The sequence below is a fragment of the Paenibacillus sp. FSL P4-0176 genome (genome assembly GCF_037975265.1).
Classification (GTDB): Bacteria; Bacillota; Bacilli; order Paenibacillales; family Paenibacillaceae; genus Paenibacillus; species Paenibacillus amylolyticus.
On record NZ_CP150242.1, the window covers coordinates 2,395,627 to 2,416,932 of the forward strand.

Sequence of the window (21,306 nt, forward strand, 5' to 3'; positions counted from 1 at the left end):
GCACAGTCCCCCCATGGGAGGCTGTGCTTTTTTTGATTCTAAAATTTTCAGTTTAAATAACGGTTGAATACGATGGAAGTTTCCCTGTGTGTTCAGGAGACACGATTGGTCATGCTGGACCATAACTTCAATCCGAAACCGATCAGTGCAGCCAGGGAGAAAGCCATAGCGGTGAGATAGAAGGTTTGTCTGCCTGCATGTTCCAGCAGCAGTCCGCCCAACGTTCCGCTAAGAAGTCCCGAAGCACTGGACCAGACAATGGTGAACAAAGCCATACCTGTAGCTCTGTAGCCGTCCGGAACTAGGCGAATGATGTAGCGGACCGCCGTAACGTAGAAAATACCAAAGGTTACACTGTGCATCGTCTGAATCGCAACAACAGCTGCAGGTGTATCGGAGACGGACATGAGAAGCAAACGAACCGTATACATCAGTGCAGCAAAAGCAATTAGCGGCAGTTCTTTATAACGGTTTCCATACTTGCTGAGCAGTAGAAATATGGGGATTTCACTTACGGAAGAGATCAGCAAAGACCAGCCGATCAGCCCCTCACTGGCACCCAGATCTTTTAGCGTGATGGTAAGGAATGCTTCGTTCATGCGATGTCCCATGGCAAGCAAAAATACACAGCCAAAAAAAGTGAGCACATCTCTGCGTTTCAAAATAGCCCATAACCCCGATAGGTCCATTTTGCTACTGCTCCCCGAAGGTTGATCCTTCAGTTGAAAACTGATCAATAGTGTAGTTGCAGCAAGACCAACGCAGACCCAAATCGTCCATGCTGGACCAAAAGATCCAAGGAAATACCCGATACTTAATGCAAAGAAGGCATAACCGATCGATCCGAAGACTCGAATGGAAGTGAAATTTCGGCCGTACTTGCTGGCCGTTGTAATAGCCATCGTATCGGAGAGTGGATAGACCGGATAATAGAAAAAGTAAAACAGGGTCACGAGTACAAATACCTGACCAAAAGTTGTCGCATTGGCGAGCATGATTCCTGTGATCAATTGACCACCAAGCAGAATGATCATCACTTTGCGTACCGTTTGGTAGCGGTCGCTGGCCATGCTCCAGAACATATTGGAGAACACAGAGATGAGGGGGCCAATTCCGTAGAGATATCCAATCTCAGCCCGACTGAAGCCCAGATGACTGAAGTAAAGCTGGAAGTAGGATACCACCAGGACGGTGGAACCAAAGATGGTGAACATGAGAGCCCGCAGCCAGTTCTGGTCCGGGCGGGCGTTGTGACTTAATTTCATGATGAGAGACTCCAATCCTGATAACAATTCAATGATTTTATTACCCTTTCAGGGATGTTGATTTACGGGCTCTAGGCACGGACATCGTAGGTTCTTGCTTCGTGCGCCGGATGACAAGCCAGACAATGATAAGTTCGGCGAGCAGGCCAAGGGATTGGGCTACAGCGCCAATCATGCCGTTCCACGCAGGAAAAATACTAACCAGTATAAGCAGCACAATCACCGTGCAGATTGCATTCGCCGTTTGCGAACGAAACATCGTTTTTGTCTGACCGCGAAGCAGAATGAGGCCATTGCTGAAATCCAGAAAAGGGAAGATCAGTGGAAATAAGACGAACGCACGCAGTGTCCACAGACTTTGTTGCAAAAGTTCGCCCTGAACGCTCATGACATTTTCGAGTACCCATGGTCCCAAGGGGGTATAGGCAATCGACACCATCATCGCAAACGGAATAAATCCGGTGACAAGTGCAAATTTTCGTACCAATTTGGCGTCCACAAGGTAGAAATTCAGCACGATCTGATGGATGTATGTAAAGAAGCTTAGCATCAACTGCATCAGACTGCTTGCTATGGCAAAGGATGAAATGGCTAGTGCGATCCCGGTCGTTTTGCCAAGTACGATGTTAATAACCGGTCCTATGAACAGCGCTACAAAGCTGGATAAAAGCAGTGGCTTATAAAAGCGAAATACGTCTCCCTTGCTCTCGACGGGATGATCCTCAAGCTTGGCTGGCATCTTGCGCTTGATGCTGTTACCCTCCAGAAAGCTGACAAGCGCTTCAATCATCATGCCAGTAGCAAAAATGATAGCGCCTACACGTCCACTGTCAATGCTGTCTGTGTATATGAAATAGAGGGATAGGCCGTACATTCCGGCTAAACGGAATACCATCCCGATGGTTAACCACTTGGTGCGGTTATTCGTAATGATGATCCCCTGATAGATGTTGCGGATCACTGAAAAGATACTTACATACATGAGAATTTCATATACGTCGATGACTTTGTTCAGCAGATCCGGACTTACACCAAACAAGTATTTGAACACCCCGGTACCAACGGGAGAGTATACGATAAGAAACCCAATGAGAAGCACACAGGCAAGAAATATTTTGGTCACAAACGTGAGGGCCTGAAAGGAAAGGCGATCGCGGACCAGTGCGGAACAGGTTTGCCGCAGCAGGGTGGAGGGGCGTTCCGTGAGGGTTAACAAGCTACCGGCGATGGCATAGCTGGCAATAACCGTCTCGGGATGAGCGGAACGTGCTAATGTGCTGTTTATGATGACGTGAGAAATGGTGACGAGAGAGGCGGAAATGCCAAGTGGCACAAAAAAAGAAAATAACCGTCTCCACGAAAGTGATTCACTTGACGACATGTCAACGACTCCTTTGATGGATGAAATATGCCTAGTATATCACAAAGCTTTGGGCGCGGATGCGATTTTTTATGCGGAATATACGGCAGATCATTTGTACAATTAAGGGGATCATATTATAATAGGAATGGTTAAAAATCGCTCTAATACGTATTCAACCAAGTGGAGGCACATTTATTTTGAGCCAATCAAATCGAAAACGTCATCAATATCCGCGTGGACCGCTGGCATTGATGAGAGGGGTGTACAAATACACCATTCCGGAAACACGGAAGGCACTGAATGGATGGCGTGCTCAAGCTGAGGCGATTCCGAATGAGGAGTTGCGTACACAGGCACTTGCCAGTCTGAAGGATAAACAGTTTCACTGTGAAGGCGGAACCGTCTACGCATTGGCTGATTTGCCCAACAGGCACATTCTGATTCCGCTGATCGTTTCATATCAAACTATTAGTGATTATTTGGACAATCTGTGCGATCGCAGCACGTCGATGGACCCGGATGACTTTCGTCTTCTCCATCAATCCATGCTTGATGCGGTAGATCCCGAAGCAATTCCCGTCAATTATTATGCCCTCCGTGAGGAGCAGGATGACGGTGGATATCTGCGGAATCTGGTGACAACATGTCAGGAACTGACCCGTCAGTTACCAGGCTATACGTCCGCCAAGCCCCAAATTCAGGATCTGGCAGGCCTATACACGGACCTGCAGGTATATAAGCATATCAAGCCGGAACTGAGAGAAACGGCACTGCTCGAATGGTGGTCGGAGCATCGTCATCGCACACCTCAGTTTCGTTGGAACGAATTTGCTGCTGCAACTGGCTCTACACTGGGCGTTTTCATGCTGTTTCTGGCTGCGAGTGACGATCAGTTGACTGAAGAGCAAGCGGCCTCGATCCACACGGCCTATTTCCCACATGTATGCGCATTGCACATTATGCTCGATTATTTAATTGATCAGGATGAGGACCGCATCGGGGGAGATCTCAACTTCTGCAACTATTATGAGAATGTGGAGACAATGCTGGACCGAATTGCTTTTATTGTGGAGATGGCACGCAGCGATGTGCAGAAGATTCCGGGAAGCTCCTTTCACCGGATGATCATCGAAGGACTGATTGCCATTTACCTGTCTGATCCCAAAGTTAGCGAACAACAGGAAGTTCGCGTTGTATCCAAACGTCTGCTGAAAAATAGTCCGATCACAAGAATATTTTTCTTCATTTTCAGTCGCTGGATACGGAAAAATATGTAAGTCAGGTGTGATATTGCGGAGCCTGAAGTGAAACTAGAGGAGGAAGAAACATCATGACAGCAGTAAAGAAAATCGCAGTATTAACGAGCGGTGGTGATTCACAGGGGATGAACGCGGCTGTTCGTGCGGTTGTTCGCAGCGGACTGTTTCACGGTCTCGAAGTATTTGGAGTTCAACGTGGATACCAGGGTCTTTTGAATAATGACATTTTCCCAATGGATTTGCGGAGTGTAGGGGATATCATCCAACGTGGGGGAACGGTTCTTCAATCGGCACGTTGCAAGGAGTTCTATACCGCTGAAGGTCAGCAAAAAGGTGCGGACATTCTGCGTGCGCGTGGCATTGACGGTCTGGTTGTTATCGGTGGGGATGGTTCCTACAACGGAGCAAACAAACTCAGCAAGCTGGGCATTAACACCATGGGTCTGCCAGGAACGATTGATAACGATGTTTCATTCACCGACTATACCATCGGATTTGATACAGCTGTAAGCATAGTAGTTGATGCAGTAAACAAATTGCGTGATACGATGTCTTCACACGAACGTTCTTCCATCGTTGAAGTTATGGGTCGTCACTGTGGAGATATCGCTCTGCATGCCGGACTTGCTTCGGGTGCTGAAACGATTCTTGTCCCAGAAGTTCCGTTTGACATGGACGAAGTAGCAGATCGGATGAAAGCTAACTTTGCACACGGCAAACGTCACAGTATTATTATCGTTGCTGAGGGCGTGGGCAAGGGTGAAGATGTAGCAAAAGAACTGATGGAACGTTGCCCAACGTATGAGCCGCGTGTAACCGTTCTGGGTCACATTCAGCGTGGGGGTACGCCAACACCTTTCGACCGTAACTTGGCAAGCCGTCTTGGCGACTTCGCTGTTCGCAGTCTGATTGCAGGCGAGACAGACAAAGGTTGTGGCATTATCAAGGGTGAACTTACCCTGACGGATATTGATAAAGTGGTTAACACAAAAAAAGATTTCGATATGGTGACTTACGAGCTTGCACAACGTTTGTCCCAATAATTCGATTCATAAGCAAAGAGCACAATCCCGCATTGACGAGGATTGTGCTCTTTTTGTTGTTTTCCAAAGTAAGTAAGTGTTCCGATGTTACGCCTTGCGGAGTGCGGCTTGTTTTTGTACCAGGAAGAGTCTCCAGAGAAGCGCTGTTGCTCCTACAGCAAGGCCGGCAATGAGGCCGATCCAGTATCCGAAGGCACCGAGTGAAGTATACGTAGCAGTTAGATAACCTACAGGCAACCCAATAATCCAATACGCTATGAACGTAATGATCAGTGCCGGATTAACATCTTTGTAGCCACGCAATGCTCCTTGGGTCGGTGTAGCAATCGCATCCGAGATCTGAAAGAAAATGGCGTAGATGAGGAAATGCTGCGTAAGTGCAATGACCTCTCGATCGTTTGAATACACGCCTGCAATCTGTTCGCCGAACACAATCAACACGATCGCTGTCAGCAGTGAGAGCCCGATGGCTCCACCAATTCCAAGCAGACTGTATTGTCTGGCATCTCTCAGACGCCCCGCACCTGCTTCATAGCCCACAAGGATCGTAAGAGCCATACATATGCTCACAGGCAACATGTAGAGCGTAGAAGCGAAATTCAGCGCCGCCTGGTGGGCAGCAATGGTTGTGGTATCGAAACGGCTCATCATTAAAGTCACAGCAGCGAAGATGGACGTTTCGAAAAAAGTCGCAAATCCGATGGGCACTCCAATCTGGAGTAACTCTTTCCATTTGGAGAATGAGACACGGGTCCATTGACGGAAAATGCCATACTGGGCGAAAGGTTCGACCCGATGGACAAAAAAGAGACTAATAAGAAAGATCAGCCAGTATGTACATGCTGTAGCAACACCAGCACCAACACCGCCTAATTGTGGAAAACCCCAGCGGCCGAATATTAGCAGATAATTTAGAAAGATGTTAACGGGCAGGGAAACCAACGTAATGAACATCGTAGTCCGTGTCTGGCCAAGTGCATCCATGAAGCTGCGCAGCACTGTATATCCGAAGAGCGGAATAATGCCAAAAGCGAGTGCGCACAAAAAATAGAAGGCGACTTGGGCAACCCTGGGCTCCAGAGGCATTCCGTTCAGTATAGGGCCAAGTAACAACGCCCCGGCTCCGATAACGACGAGACTGACTGCAATCCCGAGATACAGCGCCTGGATGACGTTATACCCAATCTGATCATTACGTTTGGAACCTAACAGATGGGAAACGACAGGTGTAATACCGATCAGAATCCCGCTTAGTCCAGTTTGAACTGGCATCCACAGACTTGTGCCAATCGCGACGCCTGCAAGGTCGGCCGGAGAAAACTTGCCTGACATATTCGTGTCGAAGAACGACATGGCAGAGAGGGCGATTTGAGTGGTGAAGATGGGCAAAAATATAATCAGGAATTGCTTCACTTTTTGGGAAAAACTTGTTGTGTTCATGTTCACTGGCAGTGCCTCGCTATTCTGAAGAGATGTCATCCAAGTGTCATATCTGGACAGCTATTTATTGTAGTGGATTTTGATCAATTTGAATAGGGACAGAAAGCAGAGTAGGGGTGTACAGAGAAAAATGAACACCAAAAAACCTCGCTCCGCTTCAAGCAGAACGAGGTTGGATGAAATGAGAAGTATGAAAGAGTGCGGATTACTTATATTGTACACCTGATGTATAACGGTTGGACGCATTCCAGAGCAGATATTCATGCACATCCATGTCTTTCATCGCTCGAATCTGGTCTTCCACTTGTTTCTTGCCATACTTGACATAATGCCCACTGCCCAGCCAGCTTGCTGTGAAGTCCTGGATCCACGGACGAATGACAGGTTTGAGTTCTTTGGTAGGGTCCAGTTTCTTGTGTGTATCTTCCATTGAACCCTTGATGGTTGTGTAAGGATCTTTGTCAGGGTCCTTGACCCCATACCAGCCAGTAGAATAGTGACTAGGGTATACCATCGGTGAGATGACATCCACATTTTCGGATATTTTAACAAAATCCTGTCCAATGCCTTCAGCCGCAGGTACAGAAGCGGCATAACCGAAAATATCAACCGAGACACGAACACCTAGCGGGGCCAACTCCTTGCGTGCATATTGCACGAATTCAGCCACAACATCGACGCGTGACTTGTCAGATTTGGTATATTTCAGTACATCGGCTCGAGTTTCGAAACCTTCCGGGAAACGAACGTAGTCAAATTGAATCTCTTTAAATCCAAGCTTGGCAGCTTCCTTTGCAATCTCAATGTTATAGTCCCATACTTCCTTGCTGTACGGATTCACAAAGCTGTCGCCTTTGCCATTTGCCCATACAGATCCATCCTTGTTGCGGAAGGAGAGCTCCGGATTTTTCTTGGCAAGAATCGTATCTTTGAATACAACGACACGTGCAATCGGGTAGACCTCATGTTTTTGCAATCGTTTCATCAAGGCATCGATATCCCGGATAAAAGGTTGCGATTTACCCATTTTCTGAAGCGCTTTGTTTTCTGTGGGATAAGTTATGTATCCGAGATCGTCTTTGATATCAATGACCATGGCATTCAGTTCTGTACTGTCGGTCAGTTCCAGCAATTCTTTCATACGTGCACCGCCGGCACTGTAGGCCGTTACATAGATACCTTTGACCACGGGTGCATCAGGTTGAGGATCAATTTTGGCAGGTGGGTTATCGGCATCAATAACAACCTGATCTTTTTGAGATTGGATAATTGCGGTGTTAAAACTGTTGGTTAACGATTGGAATTGAGGGGTTCCCTGGTCCGCCACTGCGGGGGCACCACCAAAGCTTCCAAAGGCCATAGCCATTAAAGCCCAAAACATGTTCATTCATTTCCACTCCCTTATGTGTGCATTCCATGTATGAATTATACATTAAAGCCTCTGGGCTTTTAACCATATTAATCAAGTAATGAAACACATGGAAAAAATGAAAACCGCTTCCTGCTGAGGAAATCCCCTGCAAGAAGCGGCGTGATCAATCTGAAAAAAATTATTGAATGTAAATCTCATTTTGATGCTCACAAATACTGTACTGAATGATTTCCATTGCGTCTCCCTGTTCCAGGATGCCCAGCCCATCCCGGAGGACAATCAGTGAGTCGAGTTCATTCGGTTTCAAGAAAGGGAGCATTTCCGGGCACCATCTGTTGACAATCTCAAACAGTTTTACCGTTTCCATATCCACAATAATCACCCTTTCCTACTCGAATTCCAAAATGGTAAGTCATTCGGCGCGATTCGGGAAAGCATATGGCCTGTGAAATTGAAGGGTTGAACCTGCTATACAACATATTTAGGAGCCGTACACCGTTATTATACCACAATGTTGTGAATTGTTAACCGTACAGGTGTCTCAACTTCTGCGAAAAGAACCCATAACACCAACCGTTTCCACAATGTTAACAAAAGCGTTTGGATCTGTATCCTTGATAATACGTTTAATTTCAACCAACTCGTAGCGGGTGGTAACGGTCATGAGCATGTCCTTCTCAATATCCGTGTATGCTCCCTGAGTCTTAATTTTGGTAACTCCACGAGGCCGAACAAGTAATTTTTTTAACATGGCTTCGGTTTCGTTTGTAATAATGTACAGTGTTACTTTGACGTGACTGATATGGATCAGATCAAGCACTTTGCCTGTAATGTAGATGGATACCATCGAGGCCAAGGCTGTATTCCAATTGTCACTCAGGTATCCTGCAAGCATAATGATCGTACCGTTCATGCCGGCCATCACTGTACCAATTGGAAAGTCACGTTTACGCGTGAAAATGGACCCAACAATGTCGAGTCCTCCTGTGGAGCCGCCGACTCGGAAGGAAACGCCAGTGCCCATTCCAATAAGCACACCGCCAAATACAGAACTAAGTAAAGGGTCTGTAGCCACAGCAAAAACAGGCAGAAGCGCAATGAACCAGGAAGTGGCTGCTACCGAAAGAATACTTAATGTAATGAAGCGTCGTCCAAGAATAAACCAACCTGCAATGAGCAGGGGAATGTTAAGAACAAAATACATTATACTAAGATTCAACGTTGTAAAATAACCCAGAAGCATTGAAATACCGGACACCCCGCCGCTTAAAAGCTGATGGGGGACCAAAAACCAGTTGAAGCCGCAGGCAATAGCTGCAGCACCCAAAATGATCACTAAAGAGTGCCAAATTATTTTGGGCAATTTAATCACCTCATTTATATTTAAAACCAGATTGCTGGTAATCTTGAATTGTTTTGTGATATAATAATTTGTGGATATTCTTGAGTAGGAAACTTTTCCTAAATGGAGCAATAAAATTTTGAAATGTTTCAAACACATGTATGTAGTTTTAGTCTTATGTTGGGGACCCATTCATGGAATTATATTCGTTAGTGAAAATAATTTGCCCTGTTGGGATACCCTATAAATATTAACGCTACTTAAGAATACAGACAACAAAGTGGATTGTCCACCATGTCCACCATATAAAAGGAGCATGAATAATTTTGACAAATTTAAATTTCTCAGATTTCAATCTTGAACCACTGGTGCTGCAAGCCATCACTGAGCTCGGGTTTGAAGAAGCAACACCGATCCAATCCAAAGCGATTCCTTTGGCACTCGAAGGCAGAGACTTGATTGGTCAAGCTCAAACAGGTACGGGTAAAACAGCTGCATTCGGTATTCCGTTGATCAGCAAAATCTTAAAAAGTGACGAGAAAATCCGCGCCCTTATTATGGCACCTACACGTGAACTTGCAATTCAAGTTGCTGAAGAGATCGAAAAACTCACTCGCTTCAAAGGTCTGCGCTCCCTGCCAATCTACGGCGGACAAGATATCGTGCGTCAAATCCGTGCACTGAAAAGAAAACCACAGATCATCATTGGTACACCTGGACGTCTCCTTGACCACATCAACCGCAAAACAATCAAACTAGATGATGTACAAACTGTTGTTCTGGATGAAGCAGATGAAATGCTCGACATGGGTTTCATGGAGGATATCCAATCCATCCTGAAACAAGTTCCAGACGAGCGCCAAACGATGCTGTTCTCAGCAACAATGCCTCCTAACATTCAAAAATTGGCACAACAATTCTTGAACAATCCTGAACACATTTCTGTGATTCCGAAACATGTTAGTGCACCATTGATTGACCAATCCTATATCGAAGTACCTGAGCGTCAAAAATTCGAAGCATTGAGCCGTTTGTTGGATATGGAATCTCCTGAACTGGCGATTGTATTCGGACGTACAAAACGTCGTGTTGACGAATTGGCTGAAGCTTTGCAAAAACGTGGATATTCTGCAGACGGTCTTCATGGTGACTTGTCCCAGAATCAACGTGATGCGGTAATGCGTAAGTTCCGTGACGGCAGCATTGACGTACTCGTTGCAACAGACGTGGCTGCACGTGGTCTCGACGTATCTGGCGTAACTCACGTTGTTAACTTTGACCTTCCGCAAGATCCGGAGAGCTATGTTCACCGTATCGGTCGTACAGGTCGTGCGGGTAAAGAGGGTGCTGCTTGGTCCTTCGTTACACCGCGTGAGATTGATCACTTGCACTTCATCGAGCGTGTAACACGTCACCGTATTCCACGTAAACCACTGCCAACAATGGCAGAAGCGGTTGAAGGTAAACAACGTTTGACAGCAGAGCGTTTGCTGGAAATCGTACAATCAGGCGAACTGAACGAATACAAAGGTATTGCGATTCAAATGCTTGAGCAATATGATTCTGTTCAACTGTTGTCGGCTGCACTGAAGCTCCTGACAGGTGACAAGAAAGATGCTCAAGTTGATCTGACTCCTGAAGATCCAATCCGTGCAAAACGTCGTAAACCGGATGTTCGCTCTGGCGGACGTAAACCATCGGGTTACAGCGGTAACCGCACAAGTGGTAGCGGCAGTGGTGGTGGTTACAACCGCGATCGCAACAGCAGTGGCGGCGGACGTGGCGGTTACAACCGTGATCGTAACAGCGGCAGCAGCACTGGCACTGGCGGTGGAAGCAGAGAAGGTGGTTACAACCGTGACCGCAAACCGCGTCCAAGCAGTAACGAAGGACGTCGTCCAGCGAAAGATTCTTCTTTCGAGTAATTTAAACGTATGATCTGAAAAATGGAGCGGGCAACTGCTCCATTTTTTTATTTTCAAAGTGACTGCATCATTTTATTTTACTATCATAAGCGGCCAGAAGCGCTAGCTAAGGACAATGACGATCTCTTTTCGGGAAGTACTGGCTTTTCCTATCTATAATAAGGTATATTAATATTAGACTTCAGGTAATTCGCAAGGCTGCAGAGGAGGAGAAATGTTTGGAATTTAAAGGAGCTATGGGTGGGATCTACCGGCTTACAGAGTGGATTACGAGACTGGCCGCAACCAATCTGTTGTGGGCTATTTGTTCGTCTCCGTTCTTGTTTTTCTTGATTATGAAACTGCTCGTGATGCAGCAGAACCTCGCAAACGAATCATTGCAAATGAACTGGGCTATAGCTATTGTGGCACCGCTTACACTGTTCCCGGCGACTTCGGCGCTGTTTACGGTTGTTCGTAAATGGAATATGGGCGATACGGATGTACCGATCTTCCGTACTTTCTTTGTAGGTTACAAGGAAAACTACAAGCAAAGTTTAATTGGGGGTATTTTTTACACACTGCTATTCGCGATTATGTATCTGGATTATACAGTGTACATGACGCAGTTCCGCAATATGCAGCTCGTGGGAATCATCATGTTAGTACTGTTGCTCTTGTTATTTGTATCACTCTTTAACTTTTTCTCGATGGTTGTACATTATCATATGTCCATCGGACTCATTATCAAAAATGCGGTATTGCTTACGCTGATCAGACCATTCCGTGTATTTTCCACATTGCTGGGAAGTGGATTGCTGTTCTACATCGGTTTCCGTTATCCGGTCTTGTTTGTTTTCTTCATTATCAGCATCATTGCCTGGTTCGCTTTCTTTAACTTCTACGCAACCTTCAACAAGATGCAGGAGCAGATGGAGAAGATGCAACTCAAGAAGGAAGAAGAGGAAGCTGCTGCGCTGGCTGAACAATCAGCAGAGAATGGTGAAACATCTGAGCCATCAGACGACAAAAACATTACATTGCAAAAATAAAACATGATGAATCGCCATTTACTTTTTACACAGTTAGGGATATAATAATTGTACATCCTGCGATGTACGTTTCGGTTATTCGTTGTTTTGAACCAATGATGATGTCTTCGGGAGATCAACACAGAATGTTGCTGAAAAGCCCTGTCTATACGACATGGGGACTTCAAAAAGCATTTTTGCGGTCACCCACCTGCCAAGCAGGTTCATAAGACAATGTAGCCGGACGGCATAGGCGGGTTCCTAAATCTTCATGTACAGCACCCTGACTTTTCCTCTACAAAAGGAATTTCAGGGTGTTTTTAAGTTGTGATGAATGTTTTTGATTGGTTTTATGATAAATATGATGCTTGCCCTTTTGTTACTACTTGAACAATGTTACACTAAGATACATAAATGGAACGGTTACAATCAAAGGAGGAAGGGTCTTGACCTTAAAGAGAACGCTCGTCGGTATCATCCGCAGCATGGAGGGGACCAGCGATCGAGCCAAGGATCCCAAATTAAAAACACGGTATTATAACTTATCCAAAGACAGAGCCTGGGAAGAGGTCTCTTCGACACTCAAAAAGATTCCGGGTTATAAAGTGCTACATGAAGTGCCTTCTGTTGGAGAAGTTATTCTGGAGAAGCGGACTACCTTTGGACGGACGATGGATATTACAGTTTCCATTATCTCAGTAAGTCCTGTTCGCAGTGCGGTGGATATGTATTCAGCTTCACGTGGTTCACTTGGAGACTTGGGTTCCAATTATCGCACGATTATGAACTTATTCTCTGTACTGGATAAAAAGCTAAGCAAGTATAAAGCAAATGATTGAAATAGATGATAAATAACAAAAAGCGAGTGAAGGTTAACCTTCCTCGCTTTTGTTCTGAACGTATGATAACTTCTACAGCAAAGCTTTTACAGCAGCAATCGCTTGTTCGAAGTTAGGGGAGTCTGTCATTTCAGGCAAATACTCCACATATGTAATCCGGTCTTTGGCATCCAAAACAAAAATGGAGCGCATGTCGAGTTGGAATTCTTTGATCAGAACGCCGTAGTCTTCACCGAAAGAACGTGTTTTGTAGTCTGACAATGTAACTACGCGGTCAACACCAGCTGCTCCACACCAACGAGCCTGAGCAAACGGAAGGTCAACACTGACTGTCAAGACAACAACATTGTCTCCGAGTTCTCCAGCTTCCACGTTGAAACGACGAGTTTGCGCATCGCATACGCCAGTATCCAGGGAAGGAACAACGCTGATTAATTTGATTTTGCCTGCGAAGTCTTTCAGGGAAGCATCCTCAACCAGGTTCTTGCTCAGTGTAAAATCAGGTGCTTGATCGCCGACTTTCAGTTCGGGTCCGATCAATGTAATAGGGTTGCCTTTAAATGTGGCTGCGCCTGTACGTTCTTGTGTCATAATAATGTTCCTCCTTATAAATTGGTGATCCGTGCCAAAATCCATTATAATCTTTTATGAAAGGCATTGTCCAATTTGGGCATGTACCATTACGATGGATCAGAGATGTGAGTCCGATCTGAACAGGGTGGAGTGAAAGAAGAAATTTATGATATTTATTCGCTATGAGAACTGGAAAGGTTATTTGAAGTATTTCCCTTTGACGTCGCTTTTTTTAATTGCCAATGTAGTCATGTTTATTGTGTTAACGGTAAACGGTGGATCAACGAACAATATGGTGCTGCTGAAATTCGGGGCACTTACGAATCATGAACTGTTCGCGCATGAATGGTGGCGTTACATTACATCCATGTTCCTGCATGCGGGCTTCGGTCATTTATTGTTTAACAGCTTTGCGTTAATTGTATTTGCTCCACCGATGGAGCGGTTGCTCGGGTCGGTAAGGTATGGTGTATTGTACCTGGGTGGCGGTGTATTGGGTAATATTCTTGCTGTTGCGTGGTACAACTCGGTTGGGAGTATTACCATCTCGGTAGGTGCTTCAGGAGCGATCTATGCCGTCTATGGTGCATTCCTGTATGTAGCGCTGTTCCAGCGAACGATGATGGACGAGGCTTCGCGCAAAACGATGTACACATTGCTTTTGTTCGGGATCATATTCTCCTTCGCCATGTCAGGCATCAACTGGATGGCTCACCTTGGCGGATTGTTGGGTGGATTCTTTATTTACGGACTGTTGATCAGATTGTGGAAACCCCGCAGCTTAAAGCGGTAGTCAGAACGTTCTCAAGATGGAATACAGTCAAGGATAAGTAGGGTATAACAGATTGGAGCGATCAGGCGAGTGGAATTAAGACAGTTGCATTACTTTTTGAAAGTGGCACAGAAGGAACATGTAACACAGGCTGCTGAAGAGTTGCATGTGGCACAGTCGGCGGTGAGTCGTCAGATTCATCAGCTGGAAGAAGAACTGGGCGTGGACCTTTTTATGCAAAAGGGACGAAACCTGCAGTTGACTGCAGTGGGGCAGCTTTTTTGCAAACGAATTGAAGGTATATTAAAAGATTTGGACAAGGCAGTTGGGGAAGTTCATGAGTTTCTGGACCCGGAGCATGGAGAGATTCGAATTGGGTTTCCGCATAGCCTGGGAATTCATCTCATTCCTTCCGTGGTGGCTGCTTTCCGTCAGCGCTACCCCAACGTGAAATTCAGATTCAAGCAGGGGATGTTCCCTACGCTGATTCGTGATGTGTTATCCGGAGAGGTAGACTTGGCATTCATTTCTCCTTTTCCAGAGAAGCATGATCAAGTAGATGGCGATATTGTACTCACGGAAGAATTACATGCGATCCTTCCTCCTAATCACCCGTTAGCTGGTGAAGAGACAATTGCGCTTGAACAGCTCAAGGATGATAAATTTGTATTGTTTAGCAAAGGTTATTCTCTTCGTCCTATTGTGTGGCATGCCTGTCTGGAAGCTGGTTTTACACCCAAGATCGCTTTTGAAGGGGAAGAGACCGACACCATCCGCGGATTGGTCGCTGCGGGCATGGGGGTCAGTCTGCTGCCTGAGATGGCTTTATTCCAGACGAATCCGTTGCAACCGGCACATGTGGCTATCTCCCATCCAAAAGTAACGCGAACTATCGGGTTAATTCATCGTGCGCATGATAAACTGCCGCTGGTTGCTCAGTCCTTTCGTTCATTCTTGCTTGATTATTTCGGTTTACAACAAAACAATACCCCATCCGATTAACGGTGGGGTATTGTTTTGTGTTTTTGTTGTATTAAGTATCCAATTAATCGCGGCTGTTGAAGATTCCGATGTAACGAATCAACTCAAGCAGTGAAATCAACGCTGCAGCAACGTAAGTCAAGGCTGCGGCATTCAGAACTTTTGCAACACCTTTTTCTTCTTCATTACGGATGTACCCTTCGGATACCATAATCTCTCTAGCGCGATTACTTGCATTGAACTCAACCGGTAAAGTGATGAGTTGGAATGCTACAGTTACGGAGAAGAAGATGATACCGATACCTACAAGATTCATGGCATTGAAGATGAATCCTGCAATTAACAGGAATGGAGCTAATCCGGATGCAAAGTTCACAATTGGGAAGATTCGGTGACGCAGTGCCAGCATCGGATAACTTTCTTTATGCTGAATGGCGTGGCCAACTTCGTGACACGCTACCGAAACAGCTGAGATTGAGTTTTCGTAATATACTGGTTCTGATAAACGTACAACCCGATTGATCGGATCATAGTGATCAGAGAGTGTACCACGTACAGGTTCAATTGGAACATCATGCAGGCCGTTAGCATCAAGCATCTGGCGAGCGGCATCGTAACCAGTCATTCCGTTCTGGTTCGGAACCTCCGACCAACGTCTAAACGTACCTTTAACGCGAAATTGCGCCCATAAAGAGAGCAAAAAGGCGATAATGATCAATACGAACATACCGTTATTAAAACTCATATTCATTCCTCCGCTTTCTAAGAATAAGCTACATCATGGTGTTCTCAAGCAAGATTTTTAGTGCCTCCATTGTACCGGCACTTTTGGTGAGGAGTCCTGCCATCATTTTACGTGCTTGTACAGGTTTCATCTCTCCAAGTAGCGGTTTGAGTTCGTTAACCTCTCGCTCAAGTTGTTGTACGTGAAGTTCCAATGTTGTCAATTTGCTGGCAACTTGTTCTTCTGTACTAACCAGACGCCACTTCTCAAGAGATTGCTTAATCTCGTCGAGACTATACTTCTCTTGTTTCATCTGTACAATACGTTCAAGCCTCGTTAAAGTTTCATTACTATAGAGACGATAATTTTTTTGTGTACGTTCTTCGGGAGCGATTAGTCCAAGCTTTGTGTAATAATCAATCGTCCGTTCACTAACACCAGCGGTCTTGGCGAGTTCGCCAATCCGAAAAAGTTTCATATCCCCAATGATATTCACCTCGCTTGCAAGTTCAAATGTAGGGAATTGTAGTTTCCACTTGTGAATTTCTAGACTACGCCCAATTTTTCTTACTAATAAGTATGATACATGATCTTTAACCGTACAGTCAAACGTTATGCTTTGGCAATCAGCATACTGCATTTCTATATCTATGTACTCATAGAATGTGATTATGTACTTAAGTGCAAGAAAAAGACGTATGACTTTATTCCCAGAAATAATTTTCAATTTTGATGAAAATACTCTTGTCAACTTTCCTCTCTTCTGCTTATAATGACATTAAGAGTTTCACGTTATGTGAAGAAACTTAACATAAGAGGGAGTGGGGTATATGAGAAAGAAATGGTTGGTTTCCATGTTAGTAATGCTTACTTTGTTCGCTTTTCCGCTTAGCGCATTTGCGGCTACGGAGGGTCCGACTAACATTGAACTTCAAAGTGGTTTGAACTCAGCCTTTACGTTTCTGGCTGTTGTACTCGTGTTCTTGATGCAAGGGGGATTTGCTTTACTTGAAGCGGGTTCAACACGAATGAAGAATGCAGGACACATTGCGGGTAAGACCATCCTGACATTGGGAATTTCAGTTATTGCCTTCTGGGCTTTGGGTTTCGGTCTTGGTTTCGGTAATGGTAACAGCTTCTTTGGAACAACAGGATTCTTCCTGAGCGGTGACAAGATGGCTGCTTCCTTCGAATCACTGGCTTTCTCTGATGTTCCACTGACTGTTAAATTCGTTTTCCACCTCGCTTTTGCGGCGGTATCTCTGGCCATTGCCTGCGGTGGTATGGCTGAACGTGCAAAAATGAGCGTATATATTGTATTCGGTACACTTTATACCATTATCATGTATCCGGTTGTTGCTCACTGGGTATGGGGCGGCGGCTGGTTGGCTGAGCTGGGTATGCAAGACTTTGCAGGATCGACGGTTGTTCACTTGACTGGTGCGACTGCAGCATTGGTAGCGACCATCTTGTTGAAACCACGTATTGGTAAATACAACAAAGACGGCAAACCTAACATCATTCCAGGTCACAACCAAGTGTATTCCGTACTCGGGGTTATTATCCTCTGGATCGGTTGGTTCGGTTTCAACCCAGGTAGTACGTTAACGGCCTTGGACGATGGATTCTTTGGTTATGTTGCATTAACTACTAACGTAGCTGCTGCAGCTGGTGGTGTTGCTGCACTGTTGATTTCTTGGGCAGTTCTTGGCAAGTCCGATATTCCTAGCATGTTGAACGGTGTGCTTGCGGCACTCGTTGCAATTACAGGTGCTTGTGCCTTCGTTGAACCTTGGGCAGCGCTGGTTATCGGTGCTTTGGCTGGTGTTATCACATTCTTCACGGCACAGTACTTCGATCGTAAAGGAATTGACGATCCAATCTACGCTTTCTCCGTACACGGTGTTGCTGGTATGTGGGGAGCAATCTCCACAGGTTTGTTCGCTACACCAGAACTTGCTGAGCATGCGGGTGTAGGTCAAGCGGGTCTGTTCTATGGCGGTGGATTCCACCAATTGGGCGTACAGCTTCTCGGTCTGGTAGGTGCTTTTGCCTTCGTACTGGTAATGTCCTTCATTATTCTGGGCGGTATGAAAGCGATCATGGGCATTCGTGTTACTGAAGAAGAAGAAACAATGGGTCTGGATATCAGTGAGCACGGTACTTACGGATACCCTGAACAAATGAAAAATGTAGATTCTAAATCCAATGGTGGTACGTTCAGCTCCTGAGGTGAATGATGCTGAATCATGCTTCAAGGAGGCTGGACATGATGGAACCCATCTCGTATACAAACTATTCCTGGTCTTATCAGGGAATCGATGGTGCGGTGTCTTCTCAAGAACTGCGCCAGGCACGTGTGATATTACAGAACGAGCTCCAGGAATTGTTGTCCGCTTCCTTGTCGCCGATCGAGTGGTACCAAACGGTAAATGAACTGCATGACCGGATTGCACGGAAAGCAGTAGAGTTATGCATTCAGGGGATGGTTGAGGAAGGCTTCGGCCAACCTCCCGTCCCCTATGCCTTTATCGTATTTGGCAGTTCCGGCAGGGAAGAAGCAACGTTATGGAGTGACCAGGATAATGGCATGATCATTAGCGATACTCCGCATGAAGGTAAAGAGGAATATTTTGCTCAGCTCGGACAGCGAATGACGGATGTGTTAGAAGAGCTTGGTTACGCCAAGTGCGAAGGTAAAGTCATGTGCTCTGAGCCACTCTGGAGAAAAACACTGGCGTCATGGAAACAACAATTAGCAGATTGGAGCTCGGATCTGAATTGGGAGCCCGTTCGTAATCTGATTATTGCTTCAGACATGCGTTTTGTTGCAGGTGAGCAAAGTCTGGCGGAGGAATGGATCACGAGTTTTTATGAACAGTTCAGACTGATTCCTGAACTTTCGGATGCGGTTCTTCGCAATACGGTTAAACATAAAGCTACATTAAATGTACTTGGACGTGTGGTCACAGAACGATTTGGTGAACATGCAGGCGGATTTGATGTCAAGTATGGTTTGTACATTCCGCTGGTGAACAGTGCTCGTTATTTGGCTTTGCAACATGGGATCAAGGAGTCATCGACGTTAAAAAGAATGGAGAGACTGACTTCACTTGAAGCTGTTCCATTTACATTACTGGATGCATGCCAGCGGGCCTTCTTTGCCGCTTTGAAATTTCGCCGAAGTACACCGGTTGTCATCCAAGGGGATTTGCAACATAGCAGTGGGTTCCTGGATGAGAAACAGATGAAACAAAAGCAAATTCATTATGAGCTCAGGGATACGCTCGGGTTGGTACGACGAGTGCATCGTGCTTTGCAAAGACAGTTGCGTTTTGCAGAAAGGAGACGTCCATGAGAGAGCCGGCAAGGGGCAATACAGGATTCTGGAATTCGCTGCGTCAGGGAGGGGTTCCTTCCGCCATCGCTTCCATTATGGGAGCCCCTACGGCGCAACACATGGCGTTTATCCGCTCTATGATGAGAGAACAGCGCAGACCTGAGGTTCTGCATACACCTCTAAATGAGTTGGACGCAGTTGTATTTGATCTGGAAACGACGGGATTTTCGCCCCAGCACGGGGATGAGATTATCTCATTTGGTGCGGTCCGTATACATGGTGGTGTGGTACTGGAAGGGGAGCAGTTCTACACGGTGGTGCAGTCCAAGACTGCGGTTCCGGAACATATTACTGAACTTACAGGTATTACACAGGAGATGACGTTGGACGCACCGACTTTGCTGGAAGGGCTGCATGATTTCATGTCTTTTGTAGGTGGAAATGTTCTGATTGCACACGCAAGTGCGCATGACCGAGCCTTTCTGAATGCAGCTCTGTGGCGGACTTCAAAGGTAAGGCTGACGCATCGTTTAATCGATACGATGATGTTGGCCCGCTGGCTTGAACCAAGCAGGCCGGGGTATGGTCTGGATGAATTGCTGGAATCCAGAGGGATTCCGATCTATGGACGTCACCATGCACTGGAAGATTCAAAAATGACTGCACAGTTATGGTCCTGCTACTTGGAGGACATGACTCGTAAAAATGTGGAGACCTTGGGTGATCTGTATACCCAGCTAAGTCACGCATAACGGAACGGGAAGCAGATTGTATGAAGGCACAACGTGTTGTGCCGGATCCTGCGATTCCTTCGAAGATTCAATCAGATAACCGTTCAGATGCATATGAGATCGCGACCCGCTTGTAAGGTCGGGTGAGCCGATGAGGTACATCTGAAGCAAACCGGCGAAGGCCGGAAGAGCTTGCAAGTCCTCTAAGGAAGGAACAGGCCTGGTCTGGGGATGAGAATGGAAGATACCGATGAGCTTGGGCTCGGAGAATACGCACCGAATCCATTCGGCATCGTCCAGAGTAAAATGGTGCAGCGGGTCAGGTGCTACGTTACGAATGGGCTGAAACCGACTGATTCGTATACCGCCCGCTGCGGTTTCACCCAGCATAACCCCACAGGCTTCTTGTGGCAGCGAAAGGAACATGTGCTTTGACATCTCTTGTTCTACGGAAGAAGGGATGTAGAAGGCGTTTTGCTGCCCGTGAAGTGCTGCCATTTGTATTCACCCCTCTCTCTTTGGCTCCTGCTACGGCAGGAGTCCTTTTTCATTTTATTTTCTGTAATGCGGATTGTAAAATTTTAAAGGAAAAGGGTACAATAACAAAGAGAACATTTGGAATCATGTTCTGGTGAACTGTCATAGAGCGTGATAAACACTTAGCATGTGCAGAAATTATGGTTTCAGTTTCAATATGCTAATTATATAAAAGGGTGGCGGGTTATGAAACGAAACATATACATACTCCTTGGTGCTGTCTTGCTAGTTGGGATTGCACTGGCCCAGAATGCGGGTGACGGCATTGCAGCCGTCTTTAAGCAGGAAGAACCGATGCCTACTGAGACGGGACCACGTGCGGGTCTTCTGGCGCCTGCTTTTTCTCTGACAGCAATGGATGGAGAGACATACAGTGTGGGCGGTGCCAAAGATAAGGCCACATTCGTCAGTTTCTGGGCATCCTGGTGTGAGCCGTGTAAGCAGGAAGCTCCGGAGCTGAACAGAATGGCTGCGAAATACAAGGATAAGCTTGACATGTATGGGGTTAATGTAACGTCATACGATAAACTCAAAGATGCCAAAGCTTTTGTAGATGAGTACCAACTGACATTCCCTATTCCCTTGGATGAGAAGGGGACTGTGTATGCTCAATACAATGGGGTGGCTTTTCCAACGAATGTTCTGATTGACTCCAGAGGAGTTATACAGGAGATTGTTCTGGGCATATTGCCTGAGAAAGAGTTGGAACGTAAGATTAAAAAGTTAATTGCGAATTAATTTCCATGTAAACAAAGAAGCCTTTGCATCCATGAATCATGGGTACAGAGGC

General features: G+C 45.9%; 21 protein-coding genes and 1 other RNA gene. 12 read left to right on the forward strand and 10 right to left on the reverse strand.

From position 1 onward, the window contains the following. Positions 1-92 precede the first annotated feature (92 nt). The gene (locus MKY95_RS11145) at positions 93-1,265 is read right to left on the reverse strand and encodes an MFS transporter (RefSeq protein ID WP_036670134.1); all 1,173 of its coding nucleotides are present in this window, start codon (positions 1,263-1,265) and stop codon (positions 93-95) included. Between the two features lie 40 nt (positions 1,266-1,305). Beyond that, positions 1,306-2,646, reverse strand: a complete 1,341-nt coding sequence (locus MKY95_RS11150) for a multi antimicrobial extrusion protein MatE (RefSeq protein ID WP_047842380.1) — start codon at positions 2,644-2,646, stop codon at positions 1,306-1,308. A 179-nt stretch (positions 2,647-2,825) separates the two neighbouring features. On the opposite strand from MKY95_RS11150, the gene MKY95_RS11155 reads away from it, so the two are divergent. After that, positions 2,826-3,905: a tetraprenyl-beta-curcumene synthase family protein gene (locus MKY95_RS11155; RefSeq protein WP_017689390.1), complete on the forward strand. Its 1,080-nt coding sequence runs from the start codon at positions 2,826-2,828 to the stop codon at positions 3,903-3,905. A gap of 53 nt (positions 3,906-3,958) precedes the next feature. Continuing rightward, positions 3,959-4,930: a 6-phosphofructokinase gene (gene pfkA / locus MKY95_RS11160; protein ID WP_036609663.1), complete on the forward strand. Its 972-nt coding sequence runs from the start codon at positions 3,959-3,961 to the stop codon at positions 4,928-4,930. Between the two features lie 87 nt (positions 4,931-5,017). Here pfkA and MKY95_RS11165 read toward each other — a convergent pair whose 3' ends face one another. The 4 genes from MKY95_RS11165 to MKY95_RS11180 all read right to left on the reverse strand — a co-directional run bounded on the left by MKY95_RS11165 (position 5,018) and on the right by MKY95_RS11180 (position 9,105). Then, positions 5,018-6,370, reverse strand: coding sequence for an MATE family efflux transporter (locus MKY95_RS11165; protein ID WP_076318716.1), 1,353 nt, complete (start codon positions 6,368-6,370; stop codon positions 5,018-5,020). 205 nt (positions 6,371-6,575) lie between these two features. Continuing rightward, a complete protein-coding gene (locus MKY95_RS11170; protein WP_235200769.1) occupies positions 6,576-7,736 on the reverse strand; it encodes a putative glycoside hydrolase in 1,161 nt (386 codons plus the stop codon). 184 nt (positions 7,737-7,920) lie between these two features. Continuing rightward, a complete protein-coding gene (locus MKY95_RS11175) occupies positions 7,921-8,109 on the reverse strand; it encodes a hypothetical protein (RefSeq protein WP_029880762.1) in 189 nt (62 codons plus the stop codon). Positions 8,110-8,283: 174 nt separating this feature from the next. After that, on the reverse strand, positions 8,284-9,105 hold the full coding sequence (locus MKY95_RS11180; RefSeq protein ID WP_036609659.1) for a YitT family protein: 822 nt from the start codon (positions 9,103-9,105) through the stop codon (positions 8,284-8,286). 305 nt (positions 9,106-9,410) lie between these two features. Here MKY95_RS11180 and MKY95_RS11185 point away from each other — a divergent pair, with 305 nt between their 5' ends. The 4 genes from MKY95_RS11185 to MKY95_RS11200 all read left to right on the forward strand — a co-directional run bounded on the left by MKY95_RS11185 (position 9,411) and on the right by MKY95_RS11200 (position 12,858). Then, positions 9,411-11,009, forward strand: coding sequence for a DEAD/DEAH box helicase (locus tag MKY95_RS11185; protein ID WP_076318420.1), 1,599 nt, complete (start codon positions 9,411-9,413; stop codon positions 11,007-11,009). Positions 11,010-11,227: 218 nt separating this feature from the next. Next, positions 11,228-12,040, forward strand: a complete 813-nt coding sequence (locus MKY95_RS11190; RefSeq protein ID WP_017689383.1) for a DUF624 domain-containing protein — start codon at positions 11,228-11,230, stop codon at positions 12,038-12,040. 51 nt (positions 12,041-12,091) lie between these two features. Then, a non-coding RNA gene (gene ssrS, locus MKY95_RS11195) (6S RNA) lies at positions 12,092-12,283 on the forward strand. Positions 12,284-12,465: 182 nt separating this feature from the next. Beyond that, positions 12,466-12,858: a DUF1499 domain-containing protein gene (locus MKY95_RS11200; RefSeq protein WP_017689382.1), complete on the forward strand. Its 393-nt coding sequence runs from the start codon at positions 12,466-12,468 to the stop codon at positions 12,856-12,858. 72 nt (positions 12,859-12,930) lie between these two features. On the opposite strand, the gene tpx is transcribed toward MKY95_RS11200, so the two are convergent. Further along, positions 12,931-13,449 (reverse strand): thiol peroxidase, encoded by a 519-nt coding sequence (tpx, locus tag MKY95_RS11205; protein ID WP_076318421.1) that lies wholly within the window; start codon positions 13,447-13,449, stop codon positions 12,931-12,933. A gap of 148 nt (positions 13,450-13,597) precedes the next feature. Here tpx and MKY95_RS11210 point away from each other — a divergent pair, with 148 nt between their 5' ends. Next, positions 13,598-14,224 carry a rhomboid family intramembrane serine protease gene (locus MKY95_RS11210; RefSeq protein WP_036670140.1) on the forward strand — a complete coding sequence of 209 codons (627 nt, stop codon included), beginning with the start codon at positions 13,598-13,600 and terminating at the stop codon, positions 14,222-14,224. A 69-nt stretch (positions 14,225-14,293) separates the two neighbouring features. Continuing rightward, positions 14,294-15,205 carry a LysR family transcriptional regulator gene (locus tag MKY95_RS11215; protein ID WP_036609648.1) on the forward strand — a complete coding sequence of 304 codons (912 nt, stop codon included), beginning with the start codon at positions 14,294-14,296 and terminating at the stop codon, positions 15,203-15,205. A gap of 43 nt (positions 15,206-15,248) precedes the next feature. On the opposite strand, the gene MKY95_RS11220 is transcribed toward MKY95_RS11215, so the two are convergent. Then, on the reverse strand, positions 15,249-15,929 hold the full coding sequence (locus tag MKY95_RS11220) for a zinc metallopeptidase (RefSeq protein ID WP_036609646.1): 681 nt from the start codon (positions 15,927-15,929) through the stop codon (positions 15,249-15,251). 28 nt (positions 15,930-15,957) lie between these two features. Continuing rightward, positions 15,958-16,386: a MerR family transcriptional regulator gene (locus MKY95_RS11225; protein WP_017689377.1), complete on the reverse strand. Its 429-nt coding sequence runs from the start codon at positions 16,384-16,386 to the stop codon at positions 15,958-15,960. Between the two features lie 352 nt (positions 16,387-16,738). On the opposite strand from MKY95_RS11225, the gene MKY95_RS11230 reads away from it, so the two are divergent. The 3 genes from MKY95_RS11230 to MKY95_RS11240 are packed head-to-tail and all read left to right on the forward strand — an operon-like array spanning position 16,739 to position 20,000. Continuing rightward, entirely contained in the window at positions 16,739-18,139 is a 1,401-nt protein-coding gene (locus MKY95_RS11230; RefSeq protein WP_076318422.1) for an ammonium transporter, read from the forward strand. A gap of 38 nt (positions 18,140-18,177) precedes the next feature. Next, positions 18,178-19,266 carry a DUF294 nucleotidyltransferase-like domain-containing protein gene (locus MKY95_RS11235; RefSeq protein ID WP_143781031.1) on the forward strand — a complete coding sequence of 363 codons (1,089 nt, stop codon included), beginning with the start codon at positions 18,178-18,180 and terminating at the stop codon, positions 19,264-19,266. Continuing rightward, positions 19,263-20,000 (forward strand): exonuclease domain-containing protein, encoded by a 738-nt coding sequence (locus MKY95_RS11240; protein WP_017689374.1) that lies wholly within the window; start codon positions 19,263-19,265, stop codon positions 19,998-20,000. Before MKY95_RS11235 ends, MKY95_RS11240 begins: the two co-directional genes overlap by 4 nt. Here MKY95_RS11240 and MKY95_RS11245 read toward each other — a convergent pair. Then, the gene (locus tag MKY95_RS11245; protein ID WP_076318424.1) at positions 19,986-20,477 is read right to left on the reverse strand and encodes a M67 family metallopeptidase; all 492 of its coding nucleotides are present in this window, start codon (positions 20,475-20,477) and stop codon (positions 19,986-19,988) included. The two genes, MKY95_RS11240 and MKY95_RS11245, sit on opposite strands and share 15 nt — an antisense overlap. A gap of 225 nt (positions 20,478-20,702) precedes the next feature. Here MKY95_RS11245 and MKY95_RS11250 point away from each other — a divergent pair, with 225 nt between their 5' ends. Next, complete coding sequence (locus tag MKY95_RS11250) at positions 20,703-21,254, forward strand: TlpA disulfide reductase family protein (protein ID WP_076318425.1); 552 nt, start codon at positions 20,703-20,705, stop codon at positions 21,252-21,254. Positions 21,255-21,306 lie beyond the last annotated feature (52 nt).